Source organism: Gracilibacillus halophilus YIM-C55.5, assembly GCF_000359605.1.
Lineage (GTDB): Bacteria > Bacillota > Bacilli > Bacillales > Amphibacillaceae > Gracilibacillus > Gracilibacillus halophilus.
Window position 1 is genome coordinate 1 of sequence record NZ_APML01000087.1, and the last position, 8,260, is coordinate 8,260.

Sequence of the window (8,260 nt, forward strand, 5' to 3'; positions counted from 1 at the left end):
CCTAAGGAGTGCGCAGCTTCTGCCTGTCCTTTATCAATGGATTGAAGGCCTGAACGAAAGATTTCTGCCACATAAGCTGACGAATTTAACGATAACGTCACAACAGCAGAGATAATCGCTGTTCTGTCTTCCAATATAGCGGGTAGTATCGCATAATGGAAGATAAACAACTGTACAAGTAACGGTGTGCCTCGTAACACATTAATATACCACGTAAACGGTAACCGAATGATCAACTTGCGTGACATTTTCCCCAATGCGATAAAAAAGCCAAGTATACAGCCTACGAGCACACCGATCGCAGACATCATAATAGTGATAAGCATCCCTTGTAAAAAGAAAGGCAAATATTCGCCAATAATATCAAAACGTATATTCATCTTCTCACCTCTTTCTGTTTCTTATACTATAAACCGTTCTTACATACAATTGAGATAGGGGGAGGTGATTAACCTCCGACCCTCTCACACCACCGTACATACGGTTCCGTATACGGCGGTTTCATTCAAGTCCAACGCGCGAATTTATAACGCATAAACAAACTCTTCAGTCCTTGACGACGCCAATAATGGTCGCCAAGGGTTTTGTGTAGGATAGGGCTTTCAGATATTCGCCAATAAGCTTTACGTGTATTTGCCCATTTCCATGCTTTTCCTTCGGAAACTCCTCTTTTACGTAATTCCGTGTATCGTGCTTTAATCGTTTTCCATTCTTTCCAACGAATCATTCGAAGCCGTCGCCGTATCCACCCGTCTAGATGTTTCAGCACGGTTGGTGTTTCCGTTAATTGGTAATATCCAATCCAACCAACGAGATAACGACTTAATCGTTCCAATCGCCATTCCATACTAATTCTTTCTTTCCTAGATGTTAGGGAACGAATGCGATTTTTGAAACGTTTGATACTTTCTTTTGGAATCCGAATTCTCGTATTTTCTTTCTCTGATGTAAAAGAGAAACCCAAAAAACTTTCGTTTCCACGGACGTCCTACTGCACTCTTTTCTTGATTAACCTTCAGTTTCAATCGATTCTCCAGAAATGTCGTCATGGTGTTTCGGACACGTTCTCCTGCGCGTTTTGAACGAACATAAATTTGACAATCGTCCGCGTAGCGGACAAATCGCAATCCTCTTCTTTCTAGTTCTTTGTCCCATTCGTCCAGGACGATATTTGAGAGGAGAGGACTTAAAGGACCACCTTGCGGTGTGCCCTCGGTGTTTGGTTGTATCAATCCGTTCTCCATCACACCTGCTTGGAGGTACCTGCGGATAAGTCTCAGCACTCTTTTATCTTCGATACGTTTACTTAATGTTCGCATTAGTCGGTCATGGTGTACTTTATCAAAGAATTTCGCTAGATCCATATCGACGACCCAACGATAGCCTTCTTTAATATATTCTTTGGCTTTCCTCACCGCATCATGTCCCCGTCTTTTGGGACGGAAACCATAACTGTGTTCTGAAAATGTCGGATCATAAACTTGTGTTAATATTTGTGCCATAGCTTGTTGAAGGAGTCGATCTGTCACGGTCGGGATACCTAACTTCCTCTTCCCTCCATCTGGTTTCGGGATTTCGACACGACGGACAGGTTGCGGTCGATAGGTTCCCATTTCAAGTTGTTGCTTGATATCGTCCCAATGTTCCACGATATGCGCTCGTAGGTTTCGTACAGGCATATCGTCCACACCGTGACTTCCTTTATTCTTTTCGACACGTTGCAGTGCCTGTAATAAATTTCCTCGCGACAGTATCTGTTCCAACATACGTTATCTCTCCTACGTGCCCCGTCTTTCTCTTTATGTGGCAGGAATGTTCCACCCTTCTCATGTCCCCCACGGGATTCACCGTTTCCTCCATGAGGAAGGAACTCGTGTTTCTGTGTCATCACATCCTGCGTATGCCGAGTGACGTTGCTCCTTGTTTGATTCTGCCCTTCCCTGTTCATCTAGAATCAACAGGTACTATGGCTTCTGCTGACTTCTGATCGTTCAACGAACGTTCACACATTCGCTTACGGTATGAGTACCGCTTGCCGATCAGACCTCCCGGGGTAAGTACACACACTTCCTCCCCATGTCCTTGCTTCATTTACTGCCTATTCCCTTCGGCAATACGGACTTCGATTTGTTTAGCAATCTCATCCAAGAATAGATAGCCTTCTATGAAGTTCGTGTCCCTCAAGGCGGGGATTTGCCTCTGACTTCCTCCAGATTCTAGGTCGCCCTAGACACCCTTGTCTTTAGCTAACTGGTACTACTGCCTTCCCAGTTCGGGACTCTAACCCTATAGCCTGTGCACATGCCCGGCACACTAAGAGAAAAAGCGTAACGTGATCGCTACGCTTTTCTTCCGATCTATTGTGCCGCTTGTTGTAATGCTTCTGTATCAGGTTTTGTATCAAACCATTCTTGATAAATCTCTTCGAATGTACCATTTTCCATGATCGTTTGTAACGCTTGATCAAGGTCTTCTTTCAACGCTGTATCTTTTGGTAAAAGGATACCGTAAAACTCTGATTCAAATGTTTCTGAATCAGTGATCATATCTAAATTCGCATCTGGATTATTTTTTACATATTCATTCGCAACCACATTATCGGTAACAACTACATCTACATCACCTGATTGTAAGGACATAAACGCTAATGAGTTCGATTCAAATTTAGAAATGCTCTTATCATTGTTGCCCACAATTTGTTCCGCAGCTTCTGCGCCAGTCGTCCCTGTCTGCACACCAATTTTTTTACCTTTTATATCTTTAGCACTTGTAATTTGTTCACCTTCACGAAAGACGATTTTATGCGTTGATTCAAAGTATGGCTGAGAAAAATCATATGTTTGTTTACGATCTTCATTCATGGTAATACCAGCAATTGCAAGGTCAGCTTCACCACTTTGTACGGATGCAAGCATAGATTCCCAGCCTACATTCTCTAGGTTGTATTCATAACCTGCTTCACTTAACACTGCATCAATCAAATCAATGTCGAACCCAGTGACTTCACCTTTATCTAAGTATGAAAATGGCTTGAATCCTGATTCCGTATACACGGTTAACGTCTTTTTCCCTGACTCGGCATTGCTACCTTCCTGGTTCTCTGATGTGCCACACGCTGCTAACAATACAACGAACGTTAGCACGATCATTTTTAGTATCCATTTATTCATAAATATTCACTCCAGTTATTATTTATGCATTTGCCACTACATATTATCTAATATTTTCACGTAACACAATACAACGATAAAATTTCTATATTTTAAAATTGTTCTGAAAATTCAGTGATCCGAGCTTTCATGAACGGAAGTTGAGAATAAATGGGCCGAAGTCGAGGATAAACCCGCTATCGTTGAGAATAAATTCATTTCCTATTCAATAAAAAGGCTAGCTGTATTTCAAGCTAACCTTACAAACTTATTTTTTTATAAATAGCTGTGTCCAATAATCACCATTGCTCGTATATCCAACACCGATATGCGTTACTTCTGGATCAAGCAAATTACGCCGATGTCCTTTACTATTCATCCAACTGTCAACGACATCTTTAGCTGACTGTTGACCTGCTGCAATATTTTCTGACGCCTTTGAATAATCAATGCCATTTGAACGAAGCATATCAAACGGTGATCCGTAAGTAGGAGATGTATGAGAAAAGTAATTATTTTCTGCCATATCCTCTGATTTCATTTGGGCGACACCCATGAGCTCTTGGTCAATTTTCAGCTCACTTGCACCGTTATTTTTTCGTTCTTGATTCGTTAACCTCACAACTTCCTCTTGAAATTGTCCAACATCACCGCCTGCATTTGGTGTTTGTTGATTGTTTCCTTGGTTGGAATCTGCTTGGTTATTTCCGCCTGCATTTTGATTATTATTCTGATTCCTGTTCTGATTATTGTTCGTATTTCCGTTTCTATTCATGTCACCATTCTGATCACCATCGGGATTGTTTTGACGATTCCACTGCAACGAACCTTGTCCACGGTCGCCTTCAAAAATATTCTGCTCACGACCGGGATCAACTGGTACACGGAATTGATCATCGTTTTGCCCTTGATTTGGATTCGTTTGATCATTATTTTCACTATTAAAGCCTACATTTTGTGGCTCGACATCATTATTTTCTGGATCAGCTGTATTTTGATTACAAGCTGTTAAAACCAAAACAAACAGTAAACTCATGCATAAAATGAGCATTTTTTTCATAAGGATCACCTCTTCATGAATTGATGTGCATCCTTACGTTTTACCTTCTTGTGCTTTTTATACATCACTTTACGGGTAATTTTTGTCTCTAACAGCTTCATTTCCGTCATCGATTGGCAGGAAAAATTTATTTTCACTGCAAACAAATGCTCTTCGACCTCGTATTTGACGCATATATTCTTCATTTTCGATGCAAACAGATACTCCTCACATCATCTGTTTGACCCATATATAGATTTTCCGTGCAAACAGCTACCTTCGTTCTCCCTGTTTGACTCAAACCATGCAAAATAGGAATTTCAAACAATATACTAGTTAAAAATACGCTTGTGACGCCAGCCGCCAAACCGGTAATATAAAAATGCGATCAAACTGCTAATCAAAAAGCTAACACCAATGCCATATCCAATGCCCATTTCGCCGAACCAATGGGAAAACCACTGAGCCAGAGGATAACGTAGCACCCAAAACGAGATAAGATTTAGAATTAATACCTGATACATAGCGCCAGATGAGCGTACAATACCATTAAGGACGAAATTAATTCCTAAAAACGGATAAAAGAAGGCAATAATCGTTAAGTATCTGGCACCAAAATGAACCGCTTCTGGGTCTTGAATAAATAATCGGATACCAAAATCAGCAACAAATACAATGAAGAACGCAAAAGTAAACATGATCACCGCATTATAAACTATTCCAAATGAAGCGATCTTCTTCACGCGTTCCCATTTCCCAACGCCCATGTTTTGTCCCGCCATACTGTTCACTGATGCACTTAACGCATGAGCAGGTAATAAAAATAAACTATCAAGCCGTTGCGCTGCACTGTACCCAGCGACTACCGCTTCACCGTGACCGTTCACGACACTCATAATCGCAGCTGACCCTGCTGATATGACCGCCATTTGCAATCCAGATGGGATCCCTAAATGTAAAATTAAACGAACTTCTGCCCATAATGGAATACTTGGCCGACGAAACGGCACGAGTTGCTTTCGCAAAATATAGACGGCTCCGTATATAAACGAAAAACCTTGCGAAAAAACCGTAGCTAGCGCCGCTCCACGAACCCCTAAATCAAATACAGAAATCAATAATGGATCAAGGACAATATTCAATCCAACCGCAACGGCAACAAATGTTAGCGGCGTCTTACTATCACCAATTGCCCGCATCACGGTACTAATAAAGTTATATCCAATTAAAAATATAATACCTAACGCATTCATCCTTAAATATAGGACAGCATCTCCCATCATCGCTTCAGGTGTATTTAACAACAATAAAATGGGTTTTGCCATCACAAATCCAACGGTTCCCATAAGGATTGCTAAAGCCGTTAACGTAACGACAAATGCATTTAAATAACTCGCCAGCCCTTGTTCATTTCCTTTTCCTTTTTGTTGTGATAAGACGGTTAGCGTTGTGTTGTTGATACCAATAATAAAGGACAGTATCGTAAACATCACCGTACCAGCAACATTAACCGCCCCTAACGCATTCGATCCCAACAAGTTTCCGACCCACAGGCTATCGATAAATTGGTAAGAAACTTGCAACAAATTGGCTAGCATGATGGGCGCAGAAAAGAAAAATAGCGATTTGCCAATATGTCCTTCCGTGAAATCTCGCTGTCTACTCAATCGTTACTCCCCCTGTATGTTCTTCGCATAACGAGATGAAATCATTTCCCCGTCCCAAATCCGTTCAGTCGTTGCTTGTCTCTGTTTCATCGCAGGTTCTTCTAACAATAAGAAAAAATTCTTCGTTGGTAAATGGCCGAGACCGTGTTTCTCTGCCAGCCGATCTAAATAATAACGCATTTTACCTAATTGCTTGGATTGATTCGTGCCTGTTTCAGAGAAATCGTAAAGCACGCTAGCTACAGCCACTCTTTTTACTCGAAATTTTTCCTGTACACGAAGAAAAAAATCCCAATCCCAATAATTAAACAGCGATTCATCTAATAACCCGATCTCTTCATGTATCTCGGCTCTATACATACTGCCAGAAGGCACAAACGTTGAAAATTCACGCATGTATTGTTTATCATATGTATATGCAAAGACTTTTCGAGATAACGGCACGCGCCGATTATCTTCCTCACGGTAGTTCACAATTTCAGCATCTGCATACACAAGGTCACTGTCATCAAGTGCTTTCACCATCGTCTTCATATGGTCGCACAATATTAAATCATCATCATCAATAAACATAATATACGCACCAGCGGCATGCTGGATTCCTTGATTCCGGGCATATACATGTAACTGATTCTTTGGTAAGTCAATCAAATGAATCGTTAACTCCGGATATAATTGCACAATGGCGTCTACTGGTTCTCCCGCATCATTTATAATAATGACTTCAAAATGTTGATACGTTTGCATCGTTAATGCTTCTAACAACTCTGCTAGCGCACCAGGTCGGTTATATGTAGGAATAATGACAGAGACAAACGGCCGCTTCATATGTAAACACCTCGTAACTTTTCATAAATTGTATGTAAACTTTGTTGACATGTGCCATGACAAGGTTACAATTATGGCATAAAGTAGTATTAAATCTTCTATTTATTCTACCATAGATCAAAGTTGAAGGAGTAAACATTCACACAACATGAAATAACATGTCTTCATTACAATTCGAATACATTCACATCACATTTCTTCTACAATTGCATATAGCTATTTCGTATAACATATAACAATCATGGTAATACTTACAGGTAAAGTGATTAACATTCCAATTTGATTCGAGGAGGATGTTCCATGGCGTTTTTACGAGAGGCAGTGGAAAAACAGAAGGCGTATTTGATCGAGCAATTGGTGGCAAGTGGTGTTGTAGATAACGAACGTAACGATTTATACCAAAAACCGATTAGTGAAATCGTGAGCGACTACGAACAATTTTGTTTAGACATTGAGCGCAATAGTCAAAACCGATTAAAATTCACAAGATACCAACCCAGACAAGAAGAGAAGCCTAGGCTACATTAGGCTTCTCTTCTTTTTTTCTGATTTACCTTTCCTTTTGAATACCAAAGCGTGCATTGATTTCCCCTTTTAGTAAACGGCTGCGCATTTGCTTTTCTTTCTTTTTCTCTGCACGAATCATATCTTGTCTGATTTCATAGGTTTGCACACCTTCTTCGCGTTTGTTGGCAATATCAATTAACAGTTCAACATCAGCAAATGAATACTTCCGATTTCCTTTTGGTGATCGTTCTGGATAGACGAGTTTTCGTTCTTCATAATAACGAATTTGTCTTTCTGATAAACCCGTTAATTCACTTACAACTCCGATTGTGATAACCTTGCGTTTTTTATAAGAATATTGGTCTTCCATACATTCACCACCTGTTTTGCGCTCCGGATTGTGAAGTCATCTTACTGAAATTATATATGCTTCATGGATCGAATTCGAATTATATGTAAGAAAATCTTACAATAAATATCGTATTCAGTCCGGGCGACTTTTGTGTATATTTTTGATATATTATGAGTATAGGGAGGAAGATCAAATGATGAATATGTCAATTACTAAACCAGCTGCAAAATGGTTTATTGAGGAGATGGATTTAGAAGAGAATGATGCCATTCGTTTCTTTGCTCGATACGGAGGATTCGGTGGTGTACATAAAGGTTTTTCACTGGCATTAGACAAAGCCCAACCGATTGACCCAGGGGCAGGCGTAGAAAAAGAAGGGATCTATTTCTTTGTCGAACGATCAGACTTATGGTATTTCGACGAAAAAGACTTCCATATCAAATATTCCAGAAAATACGATGAAGCAGAATACGTTATTGAATAAACATGAACTGATAACACTTTTTTTCTGTTTTCGAGACTGTTTTGTGTCTTCATTGACGGGATGATGGCATTTTTTTTCGATTTTCTTCCGGTTTTCTGTCTTCATCACCGGAATGACGGCATTTTTTCTCGATTTTCATCCGTTTTCTGTCTTCATCACCGAGATGATGGAACAACTTTTTAAATAGATTCCTGATACAATAAGTACAAGAGATACTTGAAAGTCGTATAAAGA

10 protein-coding genes are annotated in these 8,260 nt (G+C 40.1%); 2 read left to right on the forward strand and 8 right to left on the reverse strand.

The annotated features are described in order from the left end of the window. The 7 genes from J416_RS14400 to J416_RS14430 all read right to left on the reverse strand — a co-directional run. On the reverse strand, positions 1 to 380 hold a 380-nt coding region (locus J416_RS14400), incomplete at its 3' end, for an amino acid ABC transporter permease (RefSeq protein WP_003474704.1). A gap of 125 nt (positions 381 to 505) precedes the next feature. Next, entirely contained in the window at positions 506 to 847 is a 342-nt protein-coding gene (locus tag J416_RS16365; protein ID WP_003474706.1) for a group II intron maturase-specific domain-containing protein, read from the reverse strand. Positions 848 to 863: 16 nt separating this feature from the next. Continuing rightward, positions 864 to 1,766, reverse strand: coding sequence for a group II intron reverse transcriptase/maturase (gene ltrA / locus J416_RS14405; RefSeq protein ID WP_003474710.1), 903 nt, complete (start codon positions 1,764 to 1,766; stop codon positions 864 to 866). A gap of 591 nt (positions 1,767 to 2,357) precedes the next feature. After that, positions 2,358 to 3,170, reverse strand: coding sequence for a basic amino acid ABC transporter substrate-binding protein (locus tag J416_RS14410; protein WP_003474713.1), 813 nt, complete (start codon positions 3,168 to 3,170; stop codon positions 2,358 to 2,360). Between the two features lie 247 nt (positions 3,171 to 3,417). Then, entirely contained in the window at positions 3,418 to 4,209 is a 792-nt protein-coding gene (locus tag J416_RS14415; protein ID WP_003474716.1) for a CAP domain-containing protein, read from the reverse strand. Positions 4,210 to 4,520: 311 nt separating this feature from the next. Then, complete coding sequence (locus J416_RS14425) at positions 4,521 to 5,855, reverse strand: MATE family efflux transporter (RefSeq protein ID WP_003474719.1); 1,335 nt, start codon at positions 5,853 to 5,855, stop codon at positions 4,521 to 4,523. 3 nt (positions 5,856 to 5,858) lie between these two features. Next, positions 5,859 to 6,683: a glycosyltransferase family 2 protein gene (locus J416_RS14430; RefSeq protein WP_003474721.1), complete on the reverse strand. Its 825-nt coding sequence runs from the start codon at positions 6,681 to 6,683 to the stop codon at positions 5,859 to 5,861. Positions 6,684 to 6,983: 300 nt separating this feature from the next. Here J416_RS14430 and fbpA point away from each other — a divergent pair, with 300 nt between their 5' ends. Then, the gene (fbpA, locus tag J416_RS14435) at positions 6,984 to 7,211 is read left to right on the forward strand and encodes a Fur-regulated basic protein FbpA (RefSeq protein ID WP_003474724.1); all 228 of its coding nucleotides are present in this window, start codon (positions 6,984 to 6,986) and stop codon (positions 7,209 to 7,211) included. Between the two features lie 22 nt (positions 7,212 to 7,233). Here the strand turns inward: fbpA and J416_RS14440 are convergent, their stop codons facing one another. Next, entirely contained in the window at positions 7,234 to 7,560 is a 327-nt protein-coding gene (locus J416_RS14440; RefSeq protein WP_003474726.1) for a MerR family transcriptional regulator, read from the reverse strand. A gap of 175 nt (positions 7,561 to 7,735) precedes the next feature. Between J416_RS14440 and J416_RS14445 the strand changes: the two genes are divergently transcribed. Continuing rightward, a complete protein-coding gene (locus J416_RS14445) occupies positions 7,736 to 8,026 on the forward strand; it encodes a HesB/YadR/YfhF family protein (RefSeq protein ID WP_003474728.1) in 291 nt (96 codons plus the stop codon). Positions 8,027 to 8,260: the final 234 nt, after the last annotated feature.

Coding starts and splice junctions, on each gene's coding strand:
- J416_RS16365 (WP_003474706.1), bottom strand. CDS start 847: ATGGAATGGCGATTGGAACGATTAAGTCGTTATCTCGTTGGTTGGATT.
- ltrA (WP_003474710.1), bottom strand. CDS start 1,766: ATGTTGGAACAGATACTGTCGCGAGGAAATTTATTACAGGCACTGCAA.
- J416_RS14410 (WP_003474713.1), bottom strand. CDS start 3,170: ATGAATAAATGGATACTAAAAATGATCGTGCTAACGTTCGTTGTATTG.
- J416_RS14415 (WP_003474716.1), bottom strand. CDS start 4,209: ATGAAAAAAATGCTCATTTTATGCATGAGTTTACTGTTTGTTTTGGTT.
- J416_RS14430 (WP_003474721.1), bottom strand. CDS start 6,683: ATGAAGCGGCCGTTTGTCTCTGTCATTATTCCTACATATAACCGACCT.
- fbpA (WP_003474724.1), top strand. CDS start 6,984: ATGGCGTTTTTACGAGAGGCAGTGGAAAAACAGAAGGCGTATTTGATC.
- J416_RS14440 (WP_003474726.1), bottom strand. CDS start 7,560: ATGGAAGACCAATATTCTTATAAAAAACGCAAGGTTATCACAATCGGA.
- J416_RS14445 (WP_003474728.1), top strand. CDS start 7,736: ATGATGAATATGTCAATTACTAAACCAGCTGCAAAATGGTTTATTGAG.